The sequence below is a fragment of the Rouxiella badensis genome, from assembly GCF_026967515.2.
GTDB classification, from domain to species: Bacteria; Pseudomonadota; Gammaproteobacteria; order Enterobacterales; family Enterobacteriaceae; genus Rouxiella; species Rouxiella badensis.
Genome location: NZ_CP114062.1, coordinates 587,019 through 613,758, shown reverse-complemented (window position 1 = coordinate 613,758; position 26,740 = coordinate 587,019). Strand labels below are relative to the sequence as shown.

General features: G+C 47.9%; 26 protein-coding genes and 1 pseudogene. 18 read left to right on the top strand and 9 right to left on the bottom strand.

Annotation, left to right across the window (positions count from 1 at the left end):
• Positions 1 to 15: 15 nt before the first annotated feature.
• Complete coding sequence (locus tag O1V65_RS03035) at positions 16 to 1,107, bottom strand: FUSC family protein (RefSeq protein WP_017492728.1); 1,092 nt, start codon at positions 1,105 to 1,107, stop codon at positions 16 to 18.
• Between the two features lie 378 nt (positions 1,108 to 1,485).
• On the opposite strand from O1V65_RS03035, the gene O1V65_RS03030 reads away from it, so the two are divergent.
• Positions 1,486 to 1,677: a hypothetical protein gene (locus O1V65_RS03030; protein ID WP_084912281.1), complete on the top strand. Its 192-nt coding sequence runs from the start codon at positions 1,486 to 1,488 to the stop codon at positions 1,675 to 1,677.
• A gap of 57 nt (positions 1,678 to 1,734) precedes the next feature.
• Here O1V65_RS03030 and O1V65_RS03025 read toward each other — a convergent pair whose 3' ends face one another.
• Entirely contained in the window at positions 1,735 to 2,103 is a 369-nt protein-coding gene (locus O1V65_RS03025) for a hypothetical protein (protein ID WP_017492726.1), read from the bottom strand.
• A gap of 833 nt (positions 2,104 to 2,936) precedes the next feature.
• Here O1V65_RS03025 and O1V65_RS03020 point away from each other — a divergent pair.
• The 4 genes from O1V65_RS03020 (at position 2,937) to O1V65_RS03005 (ending at position 6,321) form a co-directional block, all read left to right on the top strand.
• A complete protein-coding gene (locus O1V65_RS03020) occupies positions 2,937 to 3,176 on the top strand; it encodes a DUF4060 family protein (protein ID WP_165429319.1) in 240 nt (79 codons plus the stop codon).
• Between the two features lie 976 nt (positions 3,177 to 4,152).
• A complete protein-coding gene (locus tag O1V65_RS03015) occupies positions 4,153 to 4,743 on the top strand; it encodes a GNAT family N-acetyltransferase (protein ID WP_017492724.1) in 591 nt (196 codons plus the stop codon).
• Positions 4,744 to 4,756: 13 nt separating this feature from the next.
• Positions 4,757 to 5,608, top strand: a complete 852-nt coding sequence (locus O1V65_RS03010) for a lysophospholipid acyltransferase family protein (protein ID WP_084912282.1) — start codon at positions 4,757 to 4,759, stop codon at positions 5,606 to 5,608.
• On the top strand, positions 5,608 to 6,321 hold the full coding sequence (locus O1V65_RS03005) for an HAD-IB family phosphatase (protein WP_017492722.1): 714 nt from the start codon (positions 5,608 to 5,610) through the stop codon (positions 6,319 to 6,321). The genes O1V65_RS03010 and O1V65_RS03005 overlap by 1 nt, the downstream gene beginning before the upstream one ends.
• 99 nt (positions 6,322 to 6,420) lie before the next feature.
• Here the strand turns inward: O1V65_RS03005 and O1V65_RS03000 are convergent, their stop codons facing one another.
• The gene (locus O1V65_RS03000) at positions 6,421 to 6,798 is read right to left on the bottom strand and encodes a winged helix-turn-helix transcriptional regulator (RefSeq protein WP_017492721.1); all 378 of its coding nucleotides are present in this window, start codon (positions 6,796 to 6,798) and stop codon (positions 6,421 to 6,423) included.
• A gap of 158 nt (positions 6,799 to 6,956) precedes the next feature.
• On the opposite strand from O1V65_RS03000, the gene O1V65_RS02995 reads away from it, so the two are divergent.
• Positions 6,957 to 7,814, top strand: coding sequence for an SDR family oxidoreductase (locus O1V65_RS02995; protein ID WP_017492720.1), 858 nt, complete (start codon positions 6,957 to 6,959; stop codon positions 7,812 to 7,814).
• A gap of 20 nt (positions 7,815 to 7,834) precedes the next feature.
• Here the strand turns inward: O1V65_RS02995 and O1V65_RS02990 are convergent, their stop codons facing one another.
• A complete protein-coding gene (locus O1V65_RS02990) occupies positions 7,835 to 8,083 on the bottom strand; it encodes an Lrp/AsnC ligand binding domain-containing protein (RefSeq protein ID WP_225741520.1) in 249 nt (82 codons plus the stop codon).
• Between the two features lie 40 nt (positions 8,084 to 8,123).
• Between O1V65_RS02990 and O1V65_RS02985 the strand changes: the two genes are divergently transcribed.
• Positions 8,124 to 8,609 carry an arginine deiminase-related protein gene (locus O1V65_RS02985; RefSeq protein ID WP_269130148.1) on the top strand — a complete coding sequence of 162 codons (486 nt, stop codon included), beginning with the start codon at positions 8,124 to 8,126 and terminating at the stop codon, positions 8,607 to 8,609.
• Between the two features lie 224 nt (positions 8,610 to 8,833).
• Here the strand turns inward: O1V65_RS02985 and O1V65_RS02980 are convergent, their stop codons facing one another.
• Both O1V65_RS02980 and O1V65_RS02975 read right to left on the bottom strand, forming a co-directional pair.
• Complete coding sequence (locus O1V65_RS02980; RefSeq protein ID WP_084912285.1) at positions 8,834 to 10,618, bottom strand: PKD domain-containing protein; 1,785 nt, start codon at positions 10,616 to 10,618, stop codon at positions 8,834 to 8,836.
• A 276-nt stretch (positions 10,619 to 10,894) separates the two neighbouring features.
• Positions 10,895 to 11,875 (bottom strand): VOC family protein, encoded by a 981-nt coding sequence (locus O1V65_RS02975; RefSeq protein ID WP_017492718.1) that lies wholly within the window; start codon positions 11,873 to 11,875, stop codon positions 10,895 to 10,897.
• Between the two features lie 355 nt (positions 11,876 to 12,230).
• On the opposite strand from O1V65_RS02975, the gene yajD reads away from it, so the two are divergent.
• From yajD to O1V65_RS02955, 4 genes are all read left to right on the top strand, one after another.
• Positions 12,231 to 12,575 (top strand): HNH nuclease YajD, encoded by a 345-nt coding sequence (gene yajD / locus O1V65_RS02970; protein ID WP_227956247.1) that lies wholly within the window; start codon positions 12,231 to 12,233, stop codon positions 12,573 to 12,575.
• A 299-nt stretch (positions 12,576 to 12,874) separates the two neighbouring features.
• The gene (locus O1V65_RS02965; protein WP_165429317.1) at positions 12,875 to 13,858 is read left to right on the top strand and encodes a DUF1852 domain-containing protein; all 984 of its coding nucleotides are present in this window, start codon (positions 12,875 to 12,877) and stop codon (positions 13,856 to 13,858) included.
• Between the two features lie 27 nt (positions 13,859 to 13,885).
• On the top strand, positions 13,886 to 14,917 hold the full coding sequence (locus tag O1V65_RS02960) for a methionine synthase (protein WP_017492715.1): 1,032 nt from the start codon (positions 13,886 to 13,888) through the stop codon (positions 14,915 to 14,917).
• A gap of 323 nt (positions 14,918 to 15,240) precedes the next feature.
• The gene (locus O1V65_RS02955) at positions 15,241 to 15,537 is read left to right on the top strand and encodes a chorismate mutase (protein ID WP_017492714.1); all 297 of its coding nucleotides are present in this window, start codon (positions 15,241 to 15,243) and stop codon (positions 15,535 to 15,537) included.
• Between the two features lie 933 nt (positions 15,538 to 16,470).
• Here the strand turns inward: O1V65_RS02955 and O1V65_RS02950 are convergent.
• On the bottom strand, positions 16,471 to 17,379 hold the full coding sequence (locus O1V65_RS02950; protein ID WP_165429316.1) for a LysR family transcriptional regulator: 909 nt from the start codon (positions 17,377 to 17,379) through the stop codon (positions 16,471 to 16,473).
• A gap of 101 nt (positions 17,380 to 17,480) precedes the next feature.
• Here O1V65_RS02950 and O1V65_RS02945 point away from each other — a divergent pair, with 101 nt between their 5' ends.
• A complete protein-coding gene (locus tag O1V65_RS02945; protein WP_165429315.1) occupies positions 17,481 to 17,885 on the top strand; it encodes a carboxymuconolactone decarboxylase family protein in 405 nt (134 codons plus the stop codon).
• A gap of 372 nt (positions 17,886 to 18,257) precedes the next feature.
• On the opposite strand, the gene O1V65_RS02940 is transcribed toward O1V65_RS02945, so the two are convergent.
• The gene (locus O1V65_RS02940; RefSeq protein WP_017493465.1) at positions 18,258 to 18,725 is read right to left on the bottom strand and encodes a GNAT family N-acetyltransferase; all 468 of its coding nucleotides are present in this window, start codon (positions 18,723 to 18,725) and stop codon (positions 18,258 to 18,260) included.
• A gap of 453 nt (positions 18,726 to 19,178) precedes the next feature.
• Here O1V65_RS02940 and O1V65_RS02935 point away from each other — a divergent pair, with 453 nt between their 5' ends.
• Entirely contained in the window at positions 19,179 to 19,610 is a 432-nt protein-coding gene (locus O1V65_RS02935; RefSeq protein WP_165429314.1) for a bifunctional diaminohydroxyphosphoribosylaminopyrimidine deaminase/5-amino-6-(5-phosphoribosylamino)uracil reductase RibD, read from the top strand.
• A gap of 138 nt (positions 19,611 to 19,748) precedes the next feature.
• Complete coding sequence (locus O1V65_RS02930) at positions 19,749 to 20,444, top strand: IS6 family transposase (protein ID WP_269130147.1); 696 nt, start codon at positions 19,749 to 19,751, stop codon at positions 20,442 to 20,444.
• A 46-nt stretch (positions 20,445 to 20,490) separates the two neighbouring features.
• On the opposite strand, the pseudogene O1V65_RS02925 reads toward O1V65_RS02930, so the two are convergent.
• A pseudogene (locus O1V65_RS02925) lies at positions 20,491 to 21,057 on the bottom strand (MFS transporter); the annotation flags it as partial.
• Between the two features lie 500 nt (positions 21,058 to 21,557).
• On the opposite strand from O1V65_RS02925, the gene O1V65_RS02915 reads away from it, so the two are divergent.
• The 4 genes from O1V65_RS02915 to O1V65_RS02900 all read left to right on the top strand — a co-directional run bounded on the left by O1V65_RS02915 (position 21,558) and on the right by O1V65_RS02900 (position 26,714).
• A complete protein-coding gene (locus O1V65_RS02915; RefSeq protein WP_269130146.1) occupies positions 21,558 to 22,580 on the top strand; it encodes a LacI family DNA-binding transcriptional regulator in 1,023 nt (340 codons plus the stop codon).
• Positions 22,581 to 22,868: 288 nt separating this feature from the next.
• Complete coding sequence (locus O1V65_RS02910) at positions 22,869 to 23,597, top strand: gluconate 2-dehydrogenase subunit 3 family protein (protein WP_017494153.1); 729 nt, start codon at positions 22,869 to 22,871, stop codon at positions 23,595 to 23,597.
• Positions 23,598 to 23,612: 15 nt separating this feature from the next.
• The gene (locus O1V65_RS02905; RefSeq protein ID WP_017494152.1) at positions 23,613 to 25,382 is read left to right on the top strand and encodes a GMC family oxidoreductase; all 1,770 of its coding nucleotides are present in this window, start codon (positions 23,613 to 23,615) and stop codon (positions 25,380 to 25,382) included.
• A gap of 3 nt (positions 25,383 to 25,385) precedes the next feature.
• The gene (locus O1V65_RS02900; protein ID WP_084911566.1) at positions 25,386 to 26,714 is read left to right on the top strand and encodes a cytochrome c; all 1,329 of its coding nucleotides are present in this window, start codon (positions 25,386 to 25,388) and stop codon (positions 26,712 to 26,714) included.
• Positions 26,715 to 26,740 lie beyond the last annotated feature (26 nt).

Genomic DNA, 26,740 nt, shown 5'->3' with positions numbered 1-26,740 from the left:
ATCGCGAACAGCCTATCAGGATTCGGGCTGCGCAGCCACAACCGGCTCATTCTTATCCATCGCCATCGCCATCAAATCCCCCAGAGATTTAAGCTGATCGGTAACCTGCATGCTGAGCCAAACGTAGCCATAAATCTGCGCCTCTTGGTTCTTACCGCGGTTCATCGACTGCATCAGCTCCTGTAATTCCACCGCCGATTCGTTCAGCTGAATGCTGATTTTAAGCTCATCGCCAATCGAACCATTGCGCAACAGATAGCTCAGTTTTTCCAACGCATCCAGAATCGAGCGCTGGGTATGACGCAGCGTGCGCGCATTCAGCATAATAAAATGGCTTTCTCGCGAGCTCCAGTAGGCGTCGGCCAATAGCTCGAGGGTGCAGAGCAGATTGCGGCACAGCGTCTGGGTAGCATCAAAGACTTCACGCGGGATGTGCGACTCTTTGCTCGAGGCGGCGTGCAAGGCACGCATCTTGATCATCTGCGTCATCGCCTGCTTGAGCTTTTTCTGCAAACGCGGACGCTCGAGCATATTGGGCGACAGCCAGGCGCTGTGCAGCTTGTTCAGCGACATCAGATAGTCCGACATCTGCATCCGCCAATGGATAAAGGCCCGCTGCGGATAAATGCTCGAGAACAGCAGTGCCAACAATGAACCGATCAGTACGTCACCGCTTCGCCACAGCGCGGTTTCCATATCGCCCGGCCCTGCACCGATAATCACGGCGAGCGTCACGCCAAGCAAAAGACCGGCATAAGCGCGTTTACCCAGAGCCAGATAACCGCTGGCGAAGACCACCAGTCCACACCATGCCAGCATGACGGGCAGAGAATAGAGTTCGAGCCACAGCGCAATCATCCCGGCAATAGAACCGCCGATAGTGCCGATAATCCTTTCCGAAACGCGCTGAACGACGTTTCCCCAAAACGAAATTGGCCCCATGACCACCACCAGCGTAATTAACGGCCACGTCGCCTCAGGAAGATGGGTGAGTCGAACAAACATAAAGGTGAGAACAAACGCCAACCCCATCCGCAGACCGTGCGTGACGCGATAGTTGGTGTAAATGAGGTTATCAAGTGAAGAGATTTTCTTGTCTAGACGCACGACCGGTACCGCCTGGTTCAAGCCGGATAATAATATTGCGTCATTTTATCTGAGTTACCTCCGGCGATCACCCGGCTTTTATCAAGGAATCCTCTGCTTTTCTCAGGGAAACGCCGGGTTTTTAGATAAATTGTTCGCGATCGAGTTTCGTACCCCGTTGCGAGGACGCCATGAGTGAACCCTCTAAGCAAATTCCTACAACCGGTTGAATAAGTAGATTTTTCGCAGAAGTGTTAGTTTTCTGTGATGCTGTTTGCAGTAACTTTATCTGTTTTGGTTATTATTAAGCTGTCATCTGTAACCACTGATCCTGTTCAGGTATCTGACTCCTCCTGGAAGGTTCGCATTTTGGCTATTCGGATCGTGTCGAGGTGTACTATGAAGTTTGACAACGAAGATGCTTTCAACCTGGCAACCAAGTTTATGGAACATCACGTCGAGAAAATGGGGGAAATTAACTATTTTGTTCGATTTCTTGAGGCCTATTTGAAATTCGACGAATGGCTAAAGGCCGAACACCCGATTGAAGCTGCCAGAAGCGCCAAGAAAACGTTGAAATTTACATCCTGACGACCAAGATTCGAGGCTAAATTAAACCCGCTAAGGCGGGTTTTATCGTTTTAAAACTTACTGCGCGGCCGAAGCAGGCTTGCAATCAGAATATACGTAGCCTTCTTTGGTATTTCGCATCACGTAGCTGTCGCTAAATTTGGCAAATACCATCCCATCAAGCGTTCTTGCAGAGAAAATCTGCCCGCCATCGGGCGTCTTAATTCCTTTCAGCATCGGGCTGGTCACCGACGCGCCATTGGGGCTAAAGGTGAAACTATTGCCGTTATCAATAACCTGAGCGTTGTTGGCAATATGCTCGGACTGTACATCTCCGCCTGCGGCTTCTGTGCTGTGAGTTTCAGTGCAAAGCAGAACCTGAGCAGCCGAAGCGGTGAACGGTGCCGAAAGTATGAGAACAATTGATAATATGGATTTTTTTAGCATACCACCCCCTTACGATTCATATGCTCAGAGAATAGCATCCGCGATGCATAACGGAAAAGCCCCAGGGAGAACATTAGATGAACAGCAAAGAACGCCTTACGGCCAGATACCGAGCTAAATGCGCGGCAGAAAATAAGTTTACACGATACATCGGCGCTAAATTAGCCGGCTGCAATGAACGCGTTGATAAGGCAACGCTTCCTTTATCTGTTCGCAGTGACTCACCTTCTGACTCACAGGAATTTTACTTTCGTCCAATTGGCATTTATCCCTCCAGAACATTAACCGCAAGGTAAATACACGCTGCAGGCGTACTGCAAATGAATGTATAAATTACTTATCGACCTGTTATTCACTCTCTGAAAGATAAACCTACGCGTAATAGAATTATTGAATCATTTATCTGGATCGGTAAAACCTTGAGATAAAAAGGAGATCCATGATAAAAACTTTAAATAAATTGAATATAATCGACACTGTTAATAACAAATAATAGAACCAAGGAATAATCCATGTTTATAAAGTTCACCGTAACCGTTGAAAATATTAACGGCCACGGATTAATGCAAACGTGAACACCCTGTGTGGTCATTATTAACACAGAACGCATAGTAAGACTCTTACAACCATCCGGCGAGGATTACACTATCATTCGCCTTACAGGCGGAACAAGATATGGCGTTATCCAGACCGAAGTGAAGTATTCACTTCACTCACCGTGTCCTCTTAATTACGCCACCTCGTTAAAAACATGAAAACAAGAGGTCGCCAATGGCGACCTTTTTTTATGTCTGCGGCAGCAAGGTTCATAAAATAGATAAGAAGAGAAGCGCATGAAAATAATGATTGAGGGTGATACCGAACACGCCCACCTTGTTGCCGCCAGCAAAGCAATTGATGAGCATAAAAAGAAATACGGGACTGGGAATAAATACCCTCCTTTTACCTACTGCATCCGCTACCGCAAAAGGCTATTTCAGGTTGAGGTCACCAATAGCAATAAATATCACCTGGCCCACGTCATTACAGGCCACCGTGAGCTCACCAAAGTTCATTACGGAGAAAGAGATTAAAGCGCGGTTTCCTGCTGAATTTTCGCAGGTAAATGACTATATCCATAAGTTTCTCTTATGCTCAAAAAAACGTCAGGATTTCAGTCAAAAATAGCCTCTTAAAACATTAAGAAGTCAAGCGTATAAATCACAGAACATTAACAAAAGTGAAGTAAGCCTGAAGGATATAGGGTTTTATACTAGAGAATCATAAACATATGAGATGTGATGGGCCTGCAGGGATGGCGAAACTAACTTTATCATAAAAAATAAAAAAAATTTATATACGATACAAGTCAATGATTTAAATCAATTTTTAGTCATAATTTTACATTAAATTACAAGTACCCCCCTTTACTAACAAAGATGAATGTGTGAAAAAAAAACAACATATCAACTAGAATTCGTTTAACAAACCTTAAGCAACCGCCGATCCAACCGCCGTAACAGTGTAACGAAAGTTAACTATCAAAATTTCGCCACTGACGCGCCTGGAGGCAACTTTCGGCATGTTGTTTGAATGTTAGACAATTAGGATCATGAGATAGGGTTAAACAGACGCTGTGCTGTGGCGTAAAGCTTGTGCATTTACGCTCATCGGGAAGGATGTATTTTATACAGCAGAACGCCTGCAAAGTTCTTTCACCAGTAATTAATTTGTTTTGCAGGAAAATAACTATCTTTCGACAAAACATTGCTTGACGAAAAAAAATTTAAAAAATTTTGAAGTCAGCGCTAACTGCTTATTTTAGAAATGCCTTATTCCATTCAGCAAAATGGAGATAAAGGGAAACAGGGAAATAGCTGTCCCTTAGGTGACAGGAAACGTCGTCAAAGTCTTTTCTTGAATCCTGGAATCAGTTGATAAGGATTGTTCACTATCCGGATCCAACAATATCCTTCTGAGTCTGTAGTTAATCGGATGTGTACTTAATTAAAGAAGTTATTGTTACCTGAAGTTACTGTCACTAGTTGTTACCCAAATAAGGAGTTAAAGATGAACATTAGCCAAGACTATAATGTTACCTTGAGAACATGGGAGCCTGAAGACGTTAAAGGCTATTCAGAAATGGCATCAAACCAAGAAGTCATGAAGTTTATCTCATCAGGAAAACCCCGTACCAAAGAGACTATCGAGCAAGAGATTGCGCGATTCCGTGCTTCTCAGGAACAGTATGGTTTTTCACGTTGGGCAGCGACCTTAGGCGAAGAACATCGCTTTATGGGCTTTGCAGGCTTCGAGAAAAAAGAGTACGGCATTAATTTTGGTATGCGTTACGACTCACAGTGGTGGGGAACGCCTTGGCCGTTTATTGCTGGTCATCTGGCTTTAAGCTATGCCTTTGATAAATTGGGTCTTGAAGAAGTTTATACCCTGACCAATATCAAGAACGTCAAAGCCATCAATATGAATATGAAATACCTTGGCCTTAAAACACTCGATGACGGAATTTTTGAGACTGAATTTGGTCCTCATCAACGCATTATCCTCACACAGAAACTCTTCCAGTCAGTGCGTGAAATGAACGAAGGAAAAATCATCAAATTAGTGGGATCCAAGCGTTATAGCGAAAACAGAATAAATTGAAGGCTTTCTTGTAATGAAAAATGATGATGTGATCCTTCTTTGCGACCACGCCGTGTTCCAGGGGGAAAAAAAGAACCCGATTTTATGGGCTCTTTGGTTCCCCTTGGGCATTTTGGTTGCGTTATGCAGGGTAACCCTGCTAGTGATTTACACAGTACTGATTCAAGCCTGTTCCGTTGAAACAAAGAAAAAAAGTTATATCAGACTACTTCGTTTAATAGGTATCAAAGTTACCTCGAACCTGGACTATGACACAGTTAAAAAACACACAAACGGTTGCGTGGTCGCGGCGAATCACATCAGTGTTTTCGACCACTTCCCCGCGCTGGCTATGCCTTTGAGCACGCTGATGGTCCATCATGTTGACAGCATTGCTGGCAAGGTAATGGGATTCTTGCTGTTTAAAGGCTCGGGTTCAGCATACTGGCAAGTTACCGATCTCAAACAAATGGTAAAGAAATTCCGAGAATGGAAAAAGTCGCCCGATGGCGTTGCGCTGTATGTAACCCCCGAAGCCACCATTAACAATAGGCGGGGGCTTTTTCGTTTTCGTCATGATTTCCTGGTAAGAGGTCGCCCGGTTGTTCCAATGGCGATGACTCTTCGACTGCCTTTTGGACTGTCGCCAAACCCGATAGACTCCTCGGGCATAGCAAAATTTCTTCGTTTATTGACCAGTCCGACGCTTCATTTCAATTTGGACTATCTTGACACGATACCGGCTTATGTTTCAGAAGCCGAATCGGGCACCCCCCAGGAATACGCCGACCGGATTCAACAAAGCATCGCCCAGCATTTAGGTATCCCCGCCACCCATGTTACTCGTGAAGAAAAACATCAATATCGCGCAGGGAGAAAAAAATAATGGATGTCATCTTCGATTTTGACTTCACGCTCATGCCTGAGGAAAGTACCGTCGAAGTGTTGAAGCTTGCCCTTGCAGCCGATGCACAGCGTGCAGCCCTGATGCAGAGACTTGCTGACATCGCACCTAGGGCCCTGGCAGGCAAAGCGAGTTTGGCGGAAAACCTCTTCATGCTACAAATGGCAAGGAGAATCAAAAGAAGCCACATCAAACAGTATGTTGAGAACAGCCGAGATCGTTTGCCGGCTGTTTTTCACGAATTGTTTAGCAAGCTCAAACAAGCGAATGCCACTATCCATATTATTTCAGGGGGTTATGAGGAATGGATTAAACCGCTGGCAACTGAATGGGGCATTGCGCCCGAGAATGTTGTCGGTAATCGATTCCTCTGGTGGCGTAATAGCGTCATTGGCCTGCGCCCTTCTCCGCTCTGGTCTTCAAAGAAAAGTAAGTCCTTCATCGTTGAAGAGTTACGTAAAAAGAAAATAATCACTAGCCCGGCAATGATTATTGGGGACGGGACTGCCGACAGAGATGTCTGGAGCCGAGGCGGAGTACGCTGGTGCGTTCTGGCTGAATACTATAACAATGCTAGCCTGAAAGATGGCGATAACTGTTTTAGGGCAGCCACACCGGAAGAAATGTGCCAAAGCGTTCTGGAAATTGTTCACACCAGTAAAATCCGCTCGGAGCCTGTTGCCGAACTAAACTGAGTTTTTCTCTGTTCTTTTTCACAGGGCCGCAGCGCCCTTCGACTGACGCCAGCGAGGTAACTTCTGGCGTCAGTTCTGAATCAGGCCCCAAGCTTGCCGTTAAGCTTCCTTTCCCGCATTCAATACGCGCGGCAGGTTGAGTTCAATCCAATCACTCAGGTGAATGACCTGCTCGTAGACTTCCAGCCCAAGCGGGGTTAACCGGTACTCGGTGTGCGGGGGCATCACGGGCAGCATGGTGCGATGAATGAAGCCGTCCTTTTCAAAAGTCTGTAACGTTTGCGAAAGCATTTTTTCGCTAATACCGCTGATTTTCTTTCTAAGTTCACTAAAGCGCAGCGTCTCTCTATCAAGAGCAATAAGCACCAGGATCCCCCATCGGCTGGCAATATGCTGGAGTATTTCGCGAGAAGGACAATTTAAATCAAGTAGCTCACCTTTCCTAAATGGATGATTCAAAACACCCTTTTCGCTCATCGCCATTTTCCTCTCAATAAAATCAATACTAACCAAATGGTAAGTACTTACCTTTATATAGTGTATATTCTATAGTGCTCTCCGTACAGAGTTTCGATGGCTATACTTTTATATACGCCTGCTGTTCGGCAGGCTATCTTCGGAAAATGGAGAACATTATGATTGCAGTTACGGGTGCAACAGGTCAGTTAGGTCGTCTGGTAGTCGAAGAATTACTGAAAAATACGCCTGCGAATGAAATCGTTGCGGCAGTGCGCAACCCCGCGAAAGCCCAAGATCTCAACGCGTTGGGCGTGGATGTTCGCCAGGCTGACTACAGCAAGCCTGAAACATTAAAAACCGCTTTTAGCGGCGTCGATAAACTGCTGCTGATTTCGTCAAGCGAGGTGGGCCAACGTACCGCACAGCATCAGGCCGTCATCGATGCCGCCAAACAGGCCGGCGTTAAACTCATCGCTTATACCAGCCTGCTCAATCTTGACTCGTCTCCGTTATTGCTTGCCAAAGAACATCGCGATACCGAAGCCGCATTGAAGTCGTCTGGCGTACCTTACGTGCTGCTGCGTAACGGCTGGTATACAGAAAACTATGCCGCAAGCATTGCACCCTCACTGGCCCATAATGCCTTTATCGGCTCTGCCAGCGACGGACGTATTTCTTCCGCTCCACGTGCCGATTACGCGCGTGCGGCGGCAAAAGTACTACTTTCTGAGGCGCAGGAAGGAAAAATCTACGAACTGGCCGGCGATCAAAGTTATACGCTGGCGGAATTTGCCGCTGAAATCGCTCGCCAGTCTGGCAAAGAAGTGAATTACGTCAATCTGCCGCAGGCGGACTTTGCCGCTGCACTGAAAGGAGCAGGTTTACCAGAGGGTCTGGCTGATGTTCTCGCGGACTCAGACATTGGGGCAAGTCAAGGTGCACTGTATAATGACAGCCAGACTCTGAGCCGTTTACTGGGCCATGCGACGGGCGCTTACCAGGACGTGATTGCCAAATCACTCAACGCGCTTTAAGGCGCGTAGGTCGCGAAGAGCTAGGGAACCACCATTCCTATTTCACGCCTTGCGTGTCGAGAGAAGAATGCTGGTTTCCGTATTATAAAAATCCCTTCAATTCGCCGAATACGCCCGAGAATTTGATCGAAAATTTCCAAATTATCTGCCCCTAATTCCACCAGCAAGTCCCATTTTCCATTGGTGGTATGCAGAGTATGCACCGCCGGTTCTCCCCTCAACTGCTGAATAATCACCGACGCTTTCGCTCCCTCAACCGCCACGTTCATGCAGACGAATACGGTATTGATGGTAAGGCATGCTGCGTTTATGAGTAATCAGGAGACACAGCCAAGCAACGCCTTTCAGAAACGGCTGACCGGTATCAGAGACGTGCAGATTCAGGCGCAGATTGCCTTCGACAGCTATGTCAGGGCATTGAGAAGCGTCGATATCGATGTGCATATCGTTGATGACGTCGCCGAGCACGGCACACCGGACTCGCTCTTTCCAAATAACTGGATTGCCACGTTGGAAGATGGAACGCTTTATCCCTTTCCAATGGAGGCTTCCAATCGCCGCCGTGAGCGTCGACAGGAGATTATCAACCGGCTAGTCACTGATTTTGTGGTGAACAACCGCGTTTACCTCTCTGCTCACGAGCTTAAGGGGCACTCCCTTGAGGGCACAGGGTCGGCAGTCGTCTTGCGATTGTCTGTCTCGATGCCCTGCCTTCACTGGTTGAGCGCCAGCGGCGGCGCGCGTTGCATGCTGTGCGAAGTGTTTCTGAAAAGGTGTGTGGCTATGGCTGATTAGCCGACGCCGATGTTTGCTGGTTAACCCAAGTTGTTTGCGGATAGTTCATTCGAGCATCTTTTACCCTGGGATGTGACGTTAGTAACCCAATGTCCATGCAGAAAACGGGGGCATATTAAATGCCCCCGTCTGGGGTGTTACGCCGTCGAACACCCTAATTTATTAAGCTGGATAGCCTCTCTGCCGTTTAACCGGACAGCGATATTGGCAGCAGTCTGTTAAGGTTATTGTTTCTGCCACAGGGAAGCCAGGCCTGGCATATGCGGTGCCCAATGGCTTGCTGACAGGTGACCTTGCAAACAACGATAAACGGCACCGTTATCAGTCACCATATCCCCCGGTTTGTACTGCTTATTTGACACCCAGCTGTCACCACCAACGTCGGGTACTGATTTAGCTTTTACTACGACAGAGACATCAGCATGGCTCTGCAACTGTCCATCACTTACCTTCAGGGTAAAGACTAAGGTTTCATCTTTTTGCACATCAGGCGTCGTAAAGGTTGTCTTCACGCTGTTAGGATGGCTTAAGGTGACTTTTTTGCCTGATTTCTGCGCCCAGCTATAGGTCAGAGTATCGTTATCAGGATCGTGTGAAGCGGAGCCATTGAGCGTAACCTTCTGGTTGCTCTCTACTGTTTGCGCCGAGCCTGCATCCGCTACCGGTGCATTGTTGCCAGCCTGCTCTGCCTGATGTTTGATGATGATATCAAACGGCGTTGAATTGCGTTCTCCATCGTTAACCGTCAGTTGGAAATGCAGCGTTTCTGTCTTACCTGGAGCAGGAAGAGAGAAAAAGGCCTTGTCATGCTGGGAGGTTAGTTTGACTTTTGAACCGCTAATTTGCTTCCAGTGGAAAGTTAATGGCTGTTGTTCTGGATCTGATGAAGCTGAACCGTCTAGCTCTACGTGACTAGCTGCGCCAACAATCACTTGCGGGAAGCTTACCTTTGCCACAGGAGCCTGATTAACGTCGCCAGGTGACGCATTTTCAGCGGCGTCTTTCATCTCTAATACATAATCAACCTGCTTATCGGCTTGCATATTCAACGTTGGTGAAGCACCGAGCGCCCATACGAAGAATCCGCCAAAATTATTTTCCGCCTGCCAGCCAGCACGATAAATATTATTTGCACGAGGTTCAACAAAGCGTCCATTAGGACCCCACTGATCGTTAATAGTATTACCGAGAATAATTTTCGATTTATCACCCAGCACTTTACTATAATTTTCCATGGCGACTTTATATTTAAAATCAGGGCCTGCATCATAGGTCATTACGTTAAAGAAATCGAAAAGACTTTTACCTTCTTTAAGGAGAGTTAATACTTCACCCGAGTGATCGGTTTTGCCGTTATAGGAACATTCTGCAGTGAGATTATCAAGACAACTGACCGGATCGGCACCCACGTGATAAGTCGTCAGACTTAGCAACTTACCGCTGTTTGCCCCTAACAACGCACGTACGCGTGTTGCCAGTTTCAACAGATTATGATTTTCTTCTTCTGTCAGACGAGCCTGTTTTTCATAATCAAAATCTACACCATCCAGGCGGATTGTTCCAACCTGCTGATATTGACCATTTTTTTTGTAAACTGGAAAATCCTTTTTCAGGAGTTTCACCAGACCTTGCGCGATCTTTTCGCGGCTGTTCTCATTGTGAAGATCTGCCCACAGACCTTCGCCTTTTTCACCCCCAAAGGCCAGCATGAGTTTTAAATTTGGATTATCAAATTTAGCCTGGGTCCAGTTGAGATATTCCATCGGTTTCCAATAGGTATCGCTTCCGGAATTAAACATGTTGTCAGAACCTGAGATATTACCTTGGGCATCCCAGGAACCAAAAGCGAGCAGAAGGGTATCTACTTCACTCTTTTTAATCAGCTCCGGCGTCATATTAGCGGCGCCCCATGAAGTCAGGTAGCTTATAGTACGCTGGTTATCGGCAGCATGCGAAGAAGCGGCAAATAATGAAGCACTGATAATAAGGGATAGTGTTAATTTTTTCATCGTCGGTTATTTTCCTAAAATTATTGACCGGCGAACAATAGCAAACAAATCCTAGAGAACTTTGGCGTTCTAACTAAGAACTTTCGCTTATAGGGGGGATATTTAAATAAGATTAATAATCTCTTGGCGGTAGTTCGTTTGACCGGCGATTGCCTACGGCAGGGGAAAGAAATTGGAGTCGCGATGAAAATGCACCAGGGTCCTGGCGGGTTAACGCTGCGTAATGGGGGAAGAGGCTCTGCCCTGCTGTGCAGGGCAGAATTCAACAAGCGTCGATTACTCTTTTAAGTGCTTTGGCACTGGCGGCGTACCGTGGGTATGGAAGGTTTCGATGGTCTTGAGCCCCCATGCCTGCCCTTTCTTACGCTCGGCTTCTGTCCATACCACGGTTTGCCAATCGGGTGCCAGAATCAGGCGAGCGCCTGAGTTTGCCAGCTCCACGCGGTTGCCCGCGGGCTCCCAGACATAAAGGAAGAACGTGCCCTGAATTGCATGCTTATGTGGGCCGGTCTCAATGTGTACGCCATTTTCTAAAAAGATATCGGCAGCACGAAGAATGTCTTCACGGGTGTCTGTCGCGTAGGTGACGTGATGAAGACGAGCATTGCCGCCACCATGCTCTTCGGTACAGGCCAAATCGTAGGTTTTATTATTGATGGTAAACCAGCAGCCGCCGATGCGGCCGTTGTCCAGCTGAATCATCTCGGTTACTCGCGAGCCGAGGCAAAGCTCCATAAAGTTTTTGAATTCGCTTACGTCTGCCGCCAGCAGATTAAGGTGATCTAAACGGCGAGGAGAGGCTCCACGTCCATGATAGCGCTGCGCCAGGTTTTTAAGCGCCGGGCGTTCACTCCCCTCGGCCACATAGCGCACGGTGTCATAGTAAATCTCGAATACGTGGCCGAAAGGGTCCGCAAAGCGGAAGGCCCGACCGTGCCCCTGGTCGTCGTCCACCCATCCAATCACTTCATATTTGCTGGCTTCGACAGCTGCAACACGGCGCATCAACGCCGCTTCCGAGGAGGCACGATATGCGATATGTCCAACGCCGGTGGTGTGGTGGCGCGTGAGTTTCAAGGAATGGAATTCGTAGTCATCCCAGGCTCGCAACCATGCATGATTCTCATCCTGAGCCGAAACGGTAAGGCCATATACATTGACGAAGAAATCGAGGCTCTCTTCAAATTTGTCCGTGTACATTTCAACGTGGGCCAGATGTGCAATGTCATAGCAGGGTTCTGGAAGTTGCTGCGCCATAATAATCTTCCTATTGTGTAGGCATACAGAGTGTCACACTAGGTTAACCGGCGATTGTAAGGCGGGTCTGTTGGCTTAAGTTTATAGAGGTATGACTTCCATTTATACTGTGACTGCGATAACAACCTGATTCATCGAGGTATAGCGCATCTCAAGCCCCGTCCCTATAAGCAATAAAATTATTTACTGTTCCGCCCCCGTAGCGGCTGAAGGCGTTCAATGAGTAGGAAAACCTCCAGCTTATGGTCGACTTCGGTGCCAGGGGACTTATTCTGCCACTTGAAGTCCCCTGTTAAGCAGGCTAGCCTGCTTATATCAAAGGTAAGAAATCTCTCTATGACAGGTGATATCGGCAATGGCATTGATCCCAAGAAATTACGCACGGATGGAAAGCGGCTACCGTGAGAAAGCATTAAAACTCTTTCCGTGGGTGTGTGGACGCTGCTCGCGAGAGTTTGTGTATTCAAACCTGCGTGAATTAACGGTTCACCACATCGATCACGATCATACCAATAACCCAGAGGATGGCAGCAACTGGGAATTATTGTGTCTGTATTGTCACGATCACGAACACTCGAAGTACACCGAAGCTGACCAGTATGGTACAAACGTCGTTGCGGGAGAGGACGCGCAAAAAGATGTTGCCGCGGCAACCTATAATCCCTTTGCCGATTTAAAATCGATGTTGAATAAAAAGTAGTACATCCAGCCAGTTAGCCGCTCTTGACCCCATGGGTTCCACATGGATCCCGTGGGAGAGACCCTCCTGTAACAACGTCAGTCCTGTCTTTACAGCAGATCATGAACATGCCTCATGTTTCAATGAAATTAAATCACTTTTCCTCAATCAACGACTCTGGCATAAAATACACATTATTATTGGCTGTAGACAATAGCTAGTCCACTGAATAAGAAAGCCATAAAACAAAAAATTGGAAATCCTGAAAAAGCAAGACGTAAATTCAGGTTTCATATCAGAAATTAGGATACCAGATCACGATGAATAACGATTTTACATTTACGATTAAGAGCATTTCTTTCGATGAGAATTATAACCCATCTGAAAATACGCGCCTCACGACCAACTTTGCTAATTTAGCCAGAGGGGAGAAGCGTCAAGAGAATCTGCGTAACGCCTTAACGATGATTGATAATCGTTTTAATTCCCTGGCGCATGAAAATAACCCCAATGGCGATCGTTATTCTGTCGAACTTGAAATTATTTCCGTTGAGCTGAATATTGATATTGAAGGCAAAAGGAAGACTTTCCCAGCTATTGAAATATTGAAAACGAATATTGTTGATAAAAAAACGCATCAACGTACCGAAGGGATTGTAGGCAATAATTTCTCCTCTTATGTGCGAGATTATGATTTTAGTGTATTACTCTCTGAGCATAACAAGAATCAGTCGACGTTTAACATTCCAGAAAATTTTGGCGACCTGCACGGAAATATATTTAAATGTTTTGTTAATTCAGAGGCTTACAAAAAGCACTTTAGTAAGCAACCGGTTATATGCCTGAGTGTTTCAAGTAAAAACACCTATCATCAGACTGACTATCAGCACCCTGTATTGGGCGTTGAATATCAGCAAAATGAACTGTCCTTGACTGACCAATATTTCAATAAAATGGGGTTGCAGGCGCGCTATTTTATGCCTTCCAATAGCGTAGCACCTTTAGCGTTTTATTTTTCTGGTGATCTCATTAATGATTACACCGATCTTGAACTTCTCGGTACTATCAGTACGATGGAAACTTTCCAAAGGATTTACCGACCTGAGATCTATAATGCCAATTCCCCGGCAGGAAAAGAATACCAGCCAAATTTGAATAACCAGGATCATACATTAACTGAAATTGTTTATGATCGAGAAGAACGTAGCCGCTTAGCCATTGAGCAGGGAAAGTTTACTGAAGAATACTTCATCAAACCGTACCAAACTATTCTTGAACAATGGTCTGCTCATTACGCTCTTTGATTAACTAAAAACACAAGGTCATTTATTATGAAAATTTTGTTACCTACTTCGACTGCGGGCAGTTTGCCTAAACCTTCATGGCTTGCACAGCCTGAGACACTTTGGTCACCTTGGAAATTGCAAGATGAAGAACTAATTGATGGCAAACAGGATGCGCTGCGTTTGTGCCTACAGGATCAGCTCCAGGCAGGTATTGATATCGTCAGCGATGGCGAGCAAACGCGTCAACATTTTGTGACTACGTTTATTGAGCACCTCAGCGGCGTTGATTTTGAGAAACGTGAGACGGTAAGAATTCGTAATCGCTACGATGCGAGTGTCCCGACGGTCGTGGGTGCAGTGAGCCGCCAAAAGCCCGTTTTTGTGGAAGATGCCAAGTTTTTACGTCAGCAAACCAAGCAACCGATTAAATGGGCTCTGCCAGGTCCAATGACCATGATCGACACCCTGTATGATAGCCACTACAAAAGTCGCGAAAAACTGGCCTGGGAATTCGCCAAGATCCTTAATCAAGAAGCCAAAGAACTCGAGGCTGCCGGTGTTGATATCATCCAATTTGATGAGCCAGCGTTTAATGTGTTCTTTGACGAGGTGAATGATTGGGGCATTGCCGCGTTAGAACGAGCAGTTGAAGGTCTTAAATGCGAAACCGCTGTGCATATTTGCTATGGCTACGGCATTAAGGCCAATACCGATTGGAAAAAGACATTGGGGACAGAATGGAGACAGTACGAAGAAATCTTCCCTAAACTGCAAAAATCTAGCATCGATATCATTTCACTAGAGTGTCAAAACTCTCGCGTGCCAATGGATCTGATTGAGCTGATTCGAGGCAAAAAAGTTATGGTTGGGGCTATCGATGTGGCAACCCATAACATTGAGACACCAGAAGAAGTCGCCGATACTCTGCGCAAAGCGCTACAGTTTGTTGATGCAGACAAGCTCTACCCTAGCACCAACTGTGGCATGACCCCGTTACCGCGTCGAGTCGCAAGAGGCAAGCTGAATGCGTTAAGTTTAGGCGCACATATTGTTCGAAAAGAACTTTCGAACAAATAAGCTTGCCAAAAAGTAGCTCATTTTAAAAAAGCTCAGTCCGGTTGGCGCGATGTGATTAATCGCACCGTATCCAAAATCCTTCACCGGACTGAGCGTTTACGCTTCACTCGCTGTCAATCTTGATAACGATTTTACCTAATGCACCACGTGAAAGCGGTTTAAACGCCTCAACCGTCTCGCTGAAGCTGAAAACCTGTTAAATGACCGGCTTAATATAGCCGGTATCCCCGAACTCTCCCCTGCTCCCTTTTTGGTTCAACACTGGATTTAATCGAAATTTTAGGTAATCTAAAGAACTCATGTACTAGTTAGATGGATTAAAAATGAATTTTTCGTCAATAGAAGACGTTAGAAATCGCATCGATCAAATTGATAGTGAATTGGTTAAATTGATCGCCCAACGCAGCGAGTGCGTCAAAGCCGCTGCCGCTTTTAAAACCGACCACGCGTCCGTTCGTGCTCCTGACCGGGTCCAGCAGGTTATCGATAAAGTGCGTAAACAGGCCACCGAAGCAGGGCTTCCCGAAGTCATTATCGAGAAGGTCTATCGCACCATGGTAGGCGCGTTTATCGATTATGAACTCGAGCAACATGACACATTGCAACAGAAAAAAGCCTGACATCGTTCGTCGATATTCTATCGAGCCGGTGTCAGGAACCTTGATATCGGCTAAAAATAGCAGTGCTATGGACATCGCAGCGAAAACGAAATTAGAAGGCCAACCCGCCCAGAGGTGGTATCCTTACCTCCAGACCGTCACTCTCAGCCCAGCCTGTTTTCTCTGATTATTGATCACAATGGCTGAGAAATACGCCAACCAGGTGTTTTTTTAACGGCATGTTTTACAAGACAATTAAATTCAGATTAAGGCCTTAACCCGCAATGCGAGACAAAAGCGTTCAGCCCACTTTCTACTCACGACTATTGATATCTAAAGTTAGAATGCTGAAATTTATGAAAATTATTTTACTAAAATCTTAATCTGTACTCAATTATGTACTCACCTACTTTTTCATGACGTTTAATTCCATGATTCTCACATCAATGGGCAATCATCAAACTCCTCAGTGCACACATCATTGATGATATGTGTTTCCCCACCCCAGGCGATCGTTTCTATCCCCTCGGTCTTCTCATCTATAAGTTGACCTGCTCCTCGCTGATTAACACACAGTAATGCTGTTAATAGCTGTGGTGATTCATTAATTCCGCTATTCGCTTACAGCGGACTTTGACGATCATAGATGTCCGCTCCGTGCCAGAAGCGGACATCTAGGACATTACAAGCGTTAGGTCATATGAAGACATTACTAACATCGGGGTGTACTAATCAACGGGGAGCAGGTCAATTTGCGAGCAATGAAAACCACAATTTGCCCGTAAACGAAGCCGCTTAAGGCAGTCAGCAGAGTCGCACCGATATCCTTAAGTCTAACTGTTATTTGGGGTGTACAGTAAACTTACAATCATCGGCTGTTACATACGTTATTTTCCTTAAGATAAAAAGCACAATATCAATCAGGGTTGCCTATTACCCTTGACCAAGTTTTCATCAGGGGTTCGACAAACAAAGTGATCTCCTGAAGTGCTGCAACAGGAAATCAACGTAGAAGCGGATTTTTGGTAGCTGTTGGCGGTCTGCGAAGGTCAATATATGCACCGGCTTAGCCAATGGTTGAAACTCTGACATCAGGACTATCAGCTTTCCTTGTTGCAAATCGTCTGCCAGCAGGACCTCCGGTTGCATGATAATTCCAAGCCCGTTTAATGCCGCACTTCTCAATGCTTCTCCATTGTTGATAGCCATAGCAATATTTACCGGCAACTTGATGGGCTTGCCCTCTCGCTGAAGTGTCCATTCACTCCCTGCAACGGGATGGGCAAATCCAAGACATCGATGTTGACTCAATTCTTCCGGCGTCATGGGTTTTCCTGCCCTTTCTATGTATGCAGGAGACGCGCACACGATAGAACGATATGCCGCCAGCGGGCGGGCAACCAGCGTATTTACATGCTCGAGTTCGCCGACCTTAATCATGACATCGAGACCTTCTTCTGCCATGTCCATCGATTTATCGCTGAGCACCAAATCCATTGTTACATCAGGCCATGTCGTAAGAAATTGAGCTGTAACCGGCGAAAGCGCATGGACGCCAAAAGAGACAGGGCAACCTACTCTCAGTTTTCCACGTGGATTCTTGTGTAAAGCCAATGCCAGTGACTCGCTATCTTTGATATCAGCTAAAATCCGTTGGCAACTTTGGTAATACTCGAGACCAAAATCGGTAAGGCTTTGGCGACGCGTTGTACGATTAAGTAGGCGAACGCCGAGATGTTCCTCCAACGCTTTTATATGCAGCCCGACCATCGTCCCACTGAGCCGCAGCTCTTCGGCAACCGCGCTAAAACTTCCCCGTTCCACCACGCGGACAAACACCGCCATACTTTCCAGTTTATTCACGATTATCAAGCCAGACTTGTTAAAGATGAAAATATACCGCTGTTTATCAAACTTTGTCAGCGAGTTTTAATGGACCTTCACTTAACAGGGGAACGCTAAAAATGATTACAAATCCGGAACTGCGCGAGCGGGGAATGAGATTGTTTAACGAATTGTACGGTAATGGTGCGGGAGAAGAACTGCGAAAGGACATGGCAGATCTGTGCCCCGATTTTACTGATATATCAATCGAATGGGCTATGGGAGGCATACTTGCACGCCCTGGGCTGGACGCCAGAACGCGAGAGCTGGTTGTGATTGCTTCTTGTGTCACACTGGGCCATACGGTCCCGCAATTGCGGGCGCATACACAGGCAGCACTAAATGCAGGCGCAAGCCGCGAAGAAATTATCGAGGCTGTCTTGCAGCTACTGTTTTATGCCGGAGGCGCGGCGGTGCGCAATGCGCTGGTTAATATACGCGATATTTTAAATGCGCCTTTAAAAAGCCAAGAGAAGATCTCCTGACAGGATTTTAGCATTACATAACTTGCTAAAAATGAAGCCGATGTCTTAAAGCTCGGGGCATCAGTAATAATGGATCTGTTGCAGACTTCACCGCTTTGCGGGAGTGGGGCTCATTATATGAAAAACGAACCGGGTCGTGCAGCTATGAGGGCCATCTTACCGTTTTTTCAAAAGTCCGTCCCCAAGGCCAGATCAGGCTGACCAGTGGCGAAGATATGCATCATTTCCTGACTCAGTGCTGATTAAGTCAGTCTTGTAGATGTCCGATCTTCGCTCATAGCTGCCCTTGATCCTTCAGCGGACAGGTCAGGGTCATCAGCGCACATTAAAATGATCAAGGAATCTTTGTTCCGGGGTCAGTTTTAGTAACCACTACAGTTTTTTGCTCATAAAGACGGTCGTTCCACCTTTGAACGGTTCACGTCTATCGATTTCATATCCGAGCGCCGTATATAATGCGATGTTCGCCTCGAACGCCTCGTTCGTCTGCAGGCGAATTTCCCCAAGCTCCGCTTGAGCTGCCTTACTTTCAACATGTGCCAGCAATGTACGGCCGATTCCGATTCCTTGCCGGTGGGGATGTACCGCAACATTTTCGATCCAAAGATGTTCGGCCTGGAGCCATATTTCGATCAGGCCGACCACTTCCCCTGCGACAATGGCGAGGTCAATGTCATGCTCACGGATGGCCTTATTAAAATCGGCCGTCATCGGAGTCGGTTCACGACCAATGACCGGAATCCATTTGGAATAGGCCGCGCGCACTATCTCACGCAACAATTCCGCTTCATTTTCTTCCGCTCGGCGGACCGAAAGGGCGACGTCAAGCGATTTGCTCATATAAACTCCTTGAAGCTCGGCTACCACTAACATGTGCAACATAGCAGGCTTTGCAGTTTTTCGACGAATTAACACCAGATTGGCACCACCAGTTTGACGTTGCAACTGCCAGATTACTGACACTGGATAAAATAACCAAAGTGTACAGTTGGAGGAGAAATGAGGTAAGAAGGCGTGCTAGCGGCCTAGCTTTTAGGATTGACTCGATAGTTGGGATCTCCCCGTTATCATCAAATTCAACAGGTATGAAAGTCTCTACATCGCTCTCAGCAGACCTTCAGCGTCACGTGTTTGTCTGCTGTGTGCCAGAAGCGGACATTCATGACATCAATCCTTGTTAATCGACGTGGTGCGGCAATAGCCATTATTTAGTTAATCTGAATTATGGACATTCATGTCTGAAACCTTAAAAATCGTAAATCTATGGCTTACATTCTTAGGCAGAAAAAATATATGAGCGAAAAGCTGGAATTCATGTTGTTGGCACTTGAATCCTCTCGTCGGGCGTTACCATTATGCAGACCAAATCCACCTGTTGGATGCGTGATTGTCCATAAAGGTAAAGTGGTTTCCAAGGGTTTCACTCAATCTCCGGGCCACCATCACGCTGAGATAGACGCTATGTCGAAACTAACCTTGCCAATTGGTGAATGTGAGATATTTGTCACCCTTGAACCCTGCTCCTTTCAAGGCAGAACCCCCTCCTGTGCTTTGACGCTCGCAGAGCTTAAGCCACAACATATCTATATTGCTATAGAAGATCCGCATCCTAGGAATCGAGGGGAAGGACTCAGGATTTTAAAAAATGCAGGTGTTGGCTATACGCTCGGCATCGGTAAAAAAGAGGTAGAGGATTTTCTCTTATCTTATTTAATAAGGTCATAGTAAATCGCCTAAACAATCCCAAACTGATCAAGTCAGGAAAATTTGGGTTCGCTCACGCTCATATTGGACCTAATAAAGGTTCTGTCGCATTAAGACGTCGTGAGGTAACATGCTGTTTTTTTACGATGTTGCCTGACCATGTCCCTGATCCGAAAATCTTTCCAACGCCTGCATTATCCCCCCGATGTTATCGCCCAGTGTGTTCGCTGGTATCTGGCGTATTCCCTGAGCCTCAGTAATCTGGAAGAGATGATGGCCGAGCGCGGCATTGTTGTTGATCATTCGACGCTTCACCGTTGGGTCATCCGCCTGGTGCCCCTGTTGGATAAGGTGTTCCGACGGTATAAACGCCCGGTGGGTCGACGCTGGCGAATGGACGAAACCTACATCAGAGTCAGAGGGCAGTGGAAATACCTGTACCGGGCCGTCGATACCGCAGGGCAGACCATCGATTTCCTGCTGACCGCCAGGCGGGATGCCGGCGCAGCACTGCGCTTCTTTCGTAAGGCTATTCGCCACCACGGTGGGCCAGAAAGGGTAACCATTGATAAAAGTAGCGCCAATACGGCAGCGTTGGCCACACTCAATGCCGACAAACCCGATGAAGAAAGCATCACGATCAGGCAGAACAAATATTTGAACAACCTTGTGGAGCAGGATCACCGGAACATCAAAAGACGAACGCGACCCATGCTGGGATTCAAATCATTCCGGCGGGCACAGACCATACTTGCGGGTATTGAGCTGGTAAACATGATCCGTAAAGGACAGCTTCATCATCAAGCTGGCGAAGGATTGTCGTCTGCAGAACAATTTTATCTGCTGGCAGCCTGAAAAAACAGGTAGCGCAGATTTCATCATCTTCACTACGTTAACGCGACAGAACCTTTTCCTCTAGTGGCAGCAAAATCATGCTCAATGCCGCTAAACCGACAAGCGCTGGCATTAGTATCAGGATAAGACGTAGGCTTCTCTCCATCAGCCATCCAGCAATCAGCTTACCAATAAAATTAGCGATGCCAAATCCGAGTAGTATTAAAGACAAACAATCCACATCAAGTTGGGCAATATTTTCAAGAGCCGGACGAATATAGGTAAACAGTGCATACTGGCCAGTATGGGCAATCACACATCCCGTCATTCCCATCGCAATACCGGGGCAGCGGAGTAAATCCATGACAGATGCCGTTATCATCATTTTACGCAGAGCCATACCAGGAAGGGTAAATAGCTGGAAGAGCAGTTTCAGCATACCGACTAAACTTGCAGCGAGAAACGCACTACACCAGCCATAAAGCCCACCTAAATAGCTCCCCAAAGGGATCGAAAATACGGTACTGACAGCAATACCGCTAAAAATAATGGAAAGAGCACGCGGGACACTTTTAGCAGGGACCAGCCGCATAGCGACGGCAGCAACCATACTCCAGAATCCTCCCAGCGCTATGCAAGGGAGGTGCGAATGAGCATCGCAAGTCACTGAATTATCCAAGATAAAATCTCAATTGATACCGTTGTTCTTCGCCTCGGCTATGCCTCACAGGCAGCGTTTAGCAGAGCTTTTAAGTGCATCATTGGATATCCGCTAGGCGCTATGCGTCAGCGACCCGCGATAGGCGTTAATACAGTCAATGAGTGAATGTTATCTTTATCATTTGCGGGAGTCGCTGTAGGAGGCCGCACTCAACGAATTGCAATTTCCTTAATTTCCGCTTCTGACCGGCTTCTCATCAACTGCTCTGTTTCTTAGTCGTTATTATAATTTTTGCACCCGAGTGCAAAAATCGTTTGCACTCGGGTGCAAAAATTAACATAATCCCAACATTGCTTTTGTATGGACTTTTTTTATCGTACTTAACTGCGGGAATGTGCAATGAGAGGAGTTTCTTTTCGTCGACTTTTAACGTTCAATATCAGATCTGTATCTCTGACACTAAAATCAGGCTAATGACGAAAGAAACCAAAGCGCCAAAACCTTCGAAAGCCACGGCCAGCGATGTCGCCGAACTGGCGGGCGTGTCGAAATGGACGGTGTCGCGGGCGTTTACTCCCGGCGCATCAGTCTCCGACAAAGCACAAAAAAAAGTGCTGGCGGCCGCGGAAATACTCGGTTATCGCCCTAACCTGTTGGCACGCAGTCTGACCAAGAAAAGCACACACATCATTGGCGTTGCCATTGATGAGCTGAAAAACCCGCATTCGATGATGGTTCTCGATACGGTAACAAAAGCATTACAAACTCGCGGTTATATGACGTTGCTGCTCAACATCACCGAGGGCGAAAATTATCAGGCCGTGATTACGATGGCCGATCAGCTTCAGGTTGATGGCATTTTGTTTTTAGGTAACGTGCTGACCACCCAGCTTTACGATGTCGCTCACGCCATGCATCACATCCCGTTGGTGCAGGTTTGTCGTAACAGTGAGGAGCACCGCGGTGTCGATATTGTGAATATTGATGGTTATCAAGCCGGTCGCGAGATCGCAGAGCTGTTTCTCGCGCAGGGTTATCAGCGGTTTGGCTACATGAAAGGACCGGATGTCGGCTCTAACCACCTGCTGCGTATGGAAGGGTTTCGTGACGGGCTGGAGGCAAAAGGCGCGACGCTGAATGTCATGATGGTCGCCGGGCATTATGATCGCAACGCAGCGTATCAACAGATCACCGGGTACTGGCAGGCAACGCCCCGCGGAGAGCGTATTGAAGCGATGTTTTGTGAGAACGATATTCTGGCCATTGGCGTGCTCGAAGCGCTGATTGCGCGGGATCAACGGCACAGTATGGGCGTCATCGGCTTTGACGATATTGACGAGGCCAGTTCACCGGTCTGGCAGCTGACATCGTACCGTCAGCCAAGGGAAAAACTGATCGCCGAAGCGCTGAACCGGCTGATTGATGATAATCCGGATCCTGATGGCGACTGGCATCATGGGGAACTGATTATCAGGCAGTCACACCTGAAGAGGTAACAGAACGAACGTTGTTTCGGATCAGGATACTAAAATCTGACCGGAACAGTGATAGCAATAAAACATAATTGTGCATTTGAACTATTTATTCATTCTTAAAATAAAATACCGGGGAAACACTTCTCAGGGTTTCCTTCCTTAATATTTATCCTCTGGTGATAAATCATCAGCTTAATCATGTTTTTTAACAGGATCGGTTTTCTGTTGCCGCTCCGCAGGGATCTGCTTGCCTGAAATAAGCGGTTATAAAACAGTTAATAAAATGTCGTGCTATTGAAGGATATATTCATGAACCGAAGAGAAGCGCTCTTTTCACTGAGTTCACTGGTCGCCACCCTAACCGTGGTACCCAAACTGAGTGCGAAAGAAATGCACAATGTCCCGCTGGAAACACAGCTGACAAAAGATGTGTTGCCCGTCCCTGCCCTGCAAGGCGGCTATCAAGTATTAACCAACGAGACTGACCGCAAAAATCTGGCGGCTATTTTTGACCGGCTGATCCCCGCCGACGATCACGGTCCTTCTGCCAGTGAAGAAGGCTGCATAGAATTCATCGACAGCCAGCTCGCAAGCGACTACGGTGCAGGATCCGCGCTGTATCTGGTCGGCCCGCTGCGTCCGGAGAATGAAGAGAAACTGATGGGCAGTCCGCAATTTCTTTCCTCTCCGCGTGAGCGCTATATGACCGGACTGAAAGCCCTCGAAGCCTGGTCGCAGACTCACCACCACGCCTCCTTTTTTAGCCTCAATGCTGATCAGATCGATGCATTTCTGACTGATATGGAAGCCGGGAAAATTAATCTCGGTGCGGATGTCAATAGTCAGGCATTTTTTGAATTAATGCTGCAAAACGTTCGTGAAGGTTATTTATCCGACCCGCTCTATGGCGGAAATAAAACCATGGCCGGATGGAAAATGATTGGCTTCCCTGGCGCCCGTTATGACTACCGTCAATATATTGACCGTCGCGGTGAAGATTTAAAATTAATTCCCGTCAGCCTGATCCCGAACGATTAATTGCGGAGCAACAAGATGCCAGAAATAAGAAATAAAACCGACGTAGTGATCGTCGGATTAGGCTGGGCGGGTTCCGTCATGGCAGAAGAACTGACCCGCGCCGGACTGAACGTTGTTGCCATTGAACGCGGTGCATGGCGCGATACGTCCACGGATTTCCCGGTGGCAGTCGATCCGGATGAATTGCGCTGGCACACCCGTCGTCAGATCCTGCAGCCGATGAGTGTGGAAACCACCACTTTCCGTAACAACAGTAGTCAGGACGCCGCACCGGTGCGTAACTGGTCTGCCTTTCAGTATGGCTGGAATGTCGGCGGGGCCGGTACGCACTGGGCCGGAATGTCATGGCGCTTCCTGCCATGGGATTTCCAGGCGGCGAGCCAGACGCGTGAACGCTACGGCGCAGAGAAGCTCAAAGGCTTACAGGTGCAAGACTGGGGCATTACTTACGACGAAATGCAGCCGTATTACGATCGTTTTGAGCGCATCGCGGGTACTTCGGGTATCGCCGGAAACCTAAACGGTCAGCCGCAGAAAGGCGGCAATATTTTCGAAGGACCGCGTTCGCGCGATTACCCGACGCCGCCGTTAAAAGACACGCACTGGATGCGTAAATACCGCGAGACCACGAAAAAAATGGGCTATCACCCGTTCACTATCCCTGCCGGTAATATCTCGCAGGCGTACGTCAATCCGCTTGGCGTTACCATGGGGCCTTGCACCTATTGTGGTTTCTGTGATTTCCACGGTTGTGGCAACTTCTCCAAATCTTCACCGCAGGCCTGTATTTTGCCCGCACTGATGCGGCGCCCGAACTTTTCCGTGCTGACCGATACCGAAGTTTTACAGGTGGTCAAACACGACGATGGCAAGACCGCTAAAGGCGTACGTTTCATCACCAAAGAAGGCGTTGAAGGTTTCCAGCCTGCGGACGTGGTGTGCATCACCGCTTACCAGATGGATAACGTGCGCATGATGCTGCTCTCGAAAATCGGTGAACCATACGACCCGAAAACAGGCCACGGCACGGTCGGACGCAACTATAGCTATCAGACCTGCGCGACCGTCACTGGCTTCTTTGACGGCGAACGGATGAACCCGTTTATCGGCGGCGGCGCGCTGGCGGTGCAGATTGACGACTTCAACGGCGATAACTTTGATCACAGCAATCTCGATTTCATCGGCGGTGCCGGGATCATGGGATTCTCCACCGATGGCCGTCCTATCCAGCATATGGATGCGCTGCGTCCGGGCACGAAACGCTGGGGCAGTGAGTGGAAAGCCGGATACGCGCGCGATTACCAGACCGCAGCCACCATTTTCTGTCAGGGCACCTCTATGCCGGTACGTGAAGCCTATCTCGATCTGGATCCGGTTTATAAAGACCGTCACGGACAACCGTTGTTACGCCTCACCTTCGACTGGAATAAAAACGACGTCAACATGTCGAGATATATCATTGATCATGCAAAAAAAATCATGCTGGAAACCGGGGGTAAATACGTCACGTCCGAAAACCAGACCGATAAAAGCTGGAACCCGTATCAGCAGGACAGCTCGCACACTATCGGTGGCGCAGTGATGGGCGCGGATCCGACCACGTCAGCGTTGAATACCTATCTGCAAAGCTGGGATGTGCATAACGTCTTTGTGGTCGGCGCTTCCGCCTTCCCTAACAATGGCGGTTACAACCCGACGATCACTGTTGGCGCATTGGCAATTCGTGCCGCTCAGGCGATCCACCAGACTTACATCAAAAATCCGGCTCCTCTGGTGAAGGCATAAATCATGAGTACAAAAAAGAAAATTGCTTACAGCGTGGCGGCGCTGGCCGTTGTCGCTGGGATCGTCGCCTTTGGTCATCTGTGGGAAGTCATGGACAGCTCACGATCTCAGGTCGCGGATGACACGACCCGGCTGGCGGATTTCCACAGCACCGACAGCGCTGCGATTAAACGCGGCGAATACGCCATGCGTCTCGGTGACTGCGCGGCCTGCCACGAATCGAGCTTTGCGGGCGGGTACAAAATCAGTACGCCTTTCGGCGAGTTGCAGACGTCGAACATTACGCCAGATCGCGAAACCGGTATCGGCAACATGACTGAGCGCGACTTCTTCAACGCTGTTCGTCAGGGGCGCGGCGACCACGGCTTCCTCTATCCGGCAATGCCTTACACTGCCTATGCGAAGATGAGCGATGCCGATATGCACGATCTCTGGGCGTACATGTCCACGATGAAACCGGTGAAACATAAGGTGGATGAAAACGGCGGCATGTCGTTCCCTTATAACATCCGTTTTGCCATGCTCGGCTGGAATTTTCTGTTCTTCGATAACAGCGGTTTCACACCAGACACGGCCAAAACCGCCGCAAACGCCAATATGGACATGATTAACCGAGGCAAATACATCGTCGATGGCCCGGCGCACTGCAGCGTCTGCCATACCGCACGTAACGTGCTGGGTGGTGAAGTCAGCGGCGGTTATTTACAGGGCGGTAGCCTCGGTGCGTGGTATGCGCCGGATATCTCGCAGGATCCACATACCGGCATAGGTGACTGGAGCAGCGACGACATTGCGCAATACCTGAAAACCGGCTCCGACGGAAAAAGTGTTGCGGCAGGTCCGATGGCTGAAGCGGTCGAGCATTCCACGCAGTATTTCAGCGACAGAGATGCACAGGCCGTCGCGGCGTATCTCAAAATGCTGCCGTCCTCCAGAAAACCGGCACCGCAGGCATTTGCCATGGACGCCGCTAGCAAAGAACATGGCGCGCTGACGTATGAAGTGAACTGCTCGGCCTGTCACGGCGTGAAAGGCGAAGGCATCACCGGCATGGTGCCTGCTTTTGCGGGGAATAACGCCATGCAAAACGATCCGACCAACATGATCAATGCCATGCTGAATGGTGCCCGCGCGCCGCATACCGAAGAACGCCAGACTGCGGCCGGAATGCCGTCATTTGCGTGGAAAATGAATGATCGGCAGATAGCGGAAATCCTCACTTATGTGCGTAATAGCTGGGGAAATCAGGGAAGTGAGGTGACGGCAGATCAGGTCAGCCATATGCGAAAACTGACCGGCGCGGCGGATAAACTCAGTACAACGTCGAAGTAATGAACATATCAGGGGCGGCATGATGC

What these genes read in the sequence shown, in the direction of transcription:
- O1V65_RS02900 (WP_084911566.1), top strand. Translation starts at nt 25,386, where the DNA reads ATGAGTACAAAAAAGAAAATTGCTTACAGCGTGGCGGCGCTGGCCGTT.
- O1V65_RS02975 (WP_017492718.1), bottom strand. Translation starts at nt 11,875, where the DNA reads ATGGCGCAGCAACTTCCAGAACCCTGCTATGACATTGCACATCTGGCC.
- O1V65_RS02930 (WP_269130147.1), top strand. Translation starts at nt 19,749, where the DNA reads ATGTCCCTGATCCGAAAATCTTTCCAACGCCTGCATTATCCCCCCGAT.
- O1V65_RS03020 (WP_165429319.1), top strand. Translation starts at nt 2,937, where the DNA reads ATGAAAATAATGATTGAGGGTGATACCGAACACGCCCACCTTGTTGCC.
- O1V65_RS03025 (WP_017492726.1), bottom strand. Translation starts at nt 2,103, where the DNA reads ATGCTAAAAAAATCCATATTATCAATTGTTCTCATACTTTCGGCACCG.
- O1V65_RS02985 (WP_269130148.1), top strand. Translation starts at nt 8,124, where the DNA reads ATGAGTAATCAGGAGACACAGCCAAGCAACGCCTTTCAGAAACGGCTG.
- O1V65_RS02940 (WP_017493465.1), bottom strand. Translation starts at nt 18,725, where the DNA reads ATGAGCAAATCGCTTGACGTCGCCCTTTCGGTCCGCCGAGCGGAAGAA.
- O1V65_RS02995 (WP_017492720.1), top strand. Translation starts at nt 6,957, where the DNA reads ATGATTGCAGTTACGGGTGCAACAGGTCAGTTAGGTCGTCTGGTAGTC.
- O1V65_RS03000 (WP_017492721.1), bottom strand. Translation starts at nt 6,798, where the DNA reads ATGAGCGAAAAGGGTGTTTTGAATCATCCATTTAGGAAAGGTGAGCTA.
- O1V65_RS02990 (WP_225741520.1), bottom strand. Translation starts at nt 8,083, where the DNA reads ATGAACGTGGCGGTTGAGGGAGCGAAAGCGTCGGTGATTATTCAGCAG.
- O1V65_RS03010 (WP_084912282.1), top strand. Translation starts at nt 4,757, where the DNA reads ATGAAAAATGATGATGTGATCCTTCTTTGCGACCACGCCGTGTTCCAG.
- O1V65_RS03005 (WP_017492722.1), top strand. Translation starts at nt 5,608, where the DNA reads ATGGATGTCATCTTCGATTTTGACTTCACGCTCATGCCTGAGGAAAGT.
- O1V65_RS02910 (WP_017494153.1), top strand. Translation starts at nt 22,869, where the DNA reads ATGAACCGAAGAGAAGCGCTCTTTTCACTGAGTTCACTGGTCGCCACC.
- O1V65_RS02905 (WP_017494152.1), top strand. Translation starts at nt 23,613, where the DNA reads ATGCCAGAAATAAGAAATAAAACCGACGTAGTGATCGTCGGATTAGGC.
- O1V65_RS02960 (WP_017492715.1), top strand. Translation starts at nt 13,886, where the DNA reads ATGAAAATTTTGTTACCTACTTCGACTGCGGGCAGTTTGCCTAAACCT.
- O1V65_RS02965 (WP_165429317.1), top strand. Translation starts at nt 12,875, where the DNA reads ATGAATAACGATTTTACATTTACGATTAAGAGCATTTCTTTCGATGAG.
- O1V65_RS02915 (WP_269130146.1), top strand. Translation starts at nt 21,558, where the DNA reads ATGACGAAAGAAACCAAAGCGCCAAAACCTTCGAAAGCCACGGCCAGC.
- O1V65_RS02935 (WP_165429314.1), top strand. Translation starts at nt 19,179, where the DNA reads ATGAGCGAAAAGCTGGAATTCATGTTGTTGGCACTTGAATCCTCTCGT.
- yajD (WP_227956247.1), top strand. Translation starts at nt 12,231, where the DNA reads ATGGCATTGATCCCAAGAAATTACGCACGGATGGAAAGCGGCTACCGT.
- O1V65_RS02945 (WP_165429315.1), top strand. Translation starts at nt 17,481, where the DNA reads ATGATTACAAATCCGGAACTGCGCGAGCGGGGAATGAGATTGTTTAAC.
- O1V65_RS03030 (WP_084912281.1), top strand. Translation starts at nt 1,486, where the DNA reads ATGAAGTTTGACAACGAAGATGCTTTCAACCTGGCAACCAAGTTTATG.
- O1V65_RS02980 (WP_084912285.1), bottom strand. Translation starts at nt 10,618, where the DNA reads ATGAAAAAATTAACACTATCCCTTATTATCAGTGCTTCATTATTTGCC.
- O1V65_RS02955 (WP_017492714.1), top strand. Translation starts at nt 15,241, where the DNA reads ATGAATTTTTCGTCAATAGAAGACGTTAGAAATCGCATCGATCAAATT.
- O1V65_RS03015 (WP_017492724.1), top strand. Translation starts at nt 4,153, where the DNA reads ATGAACATTAGCCAAGACTATAATGTTACCTTGAGAACATGGGAGCCT.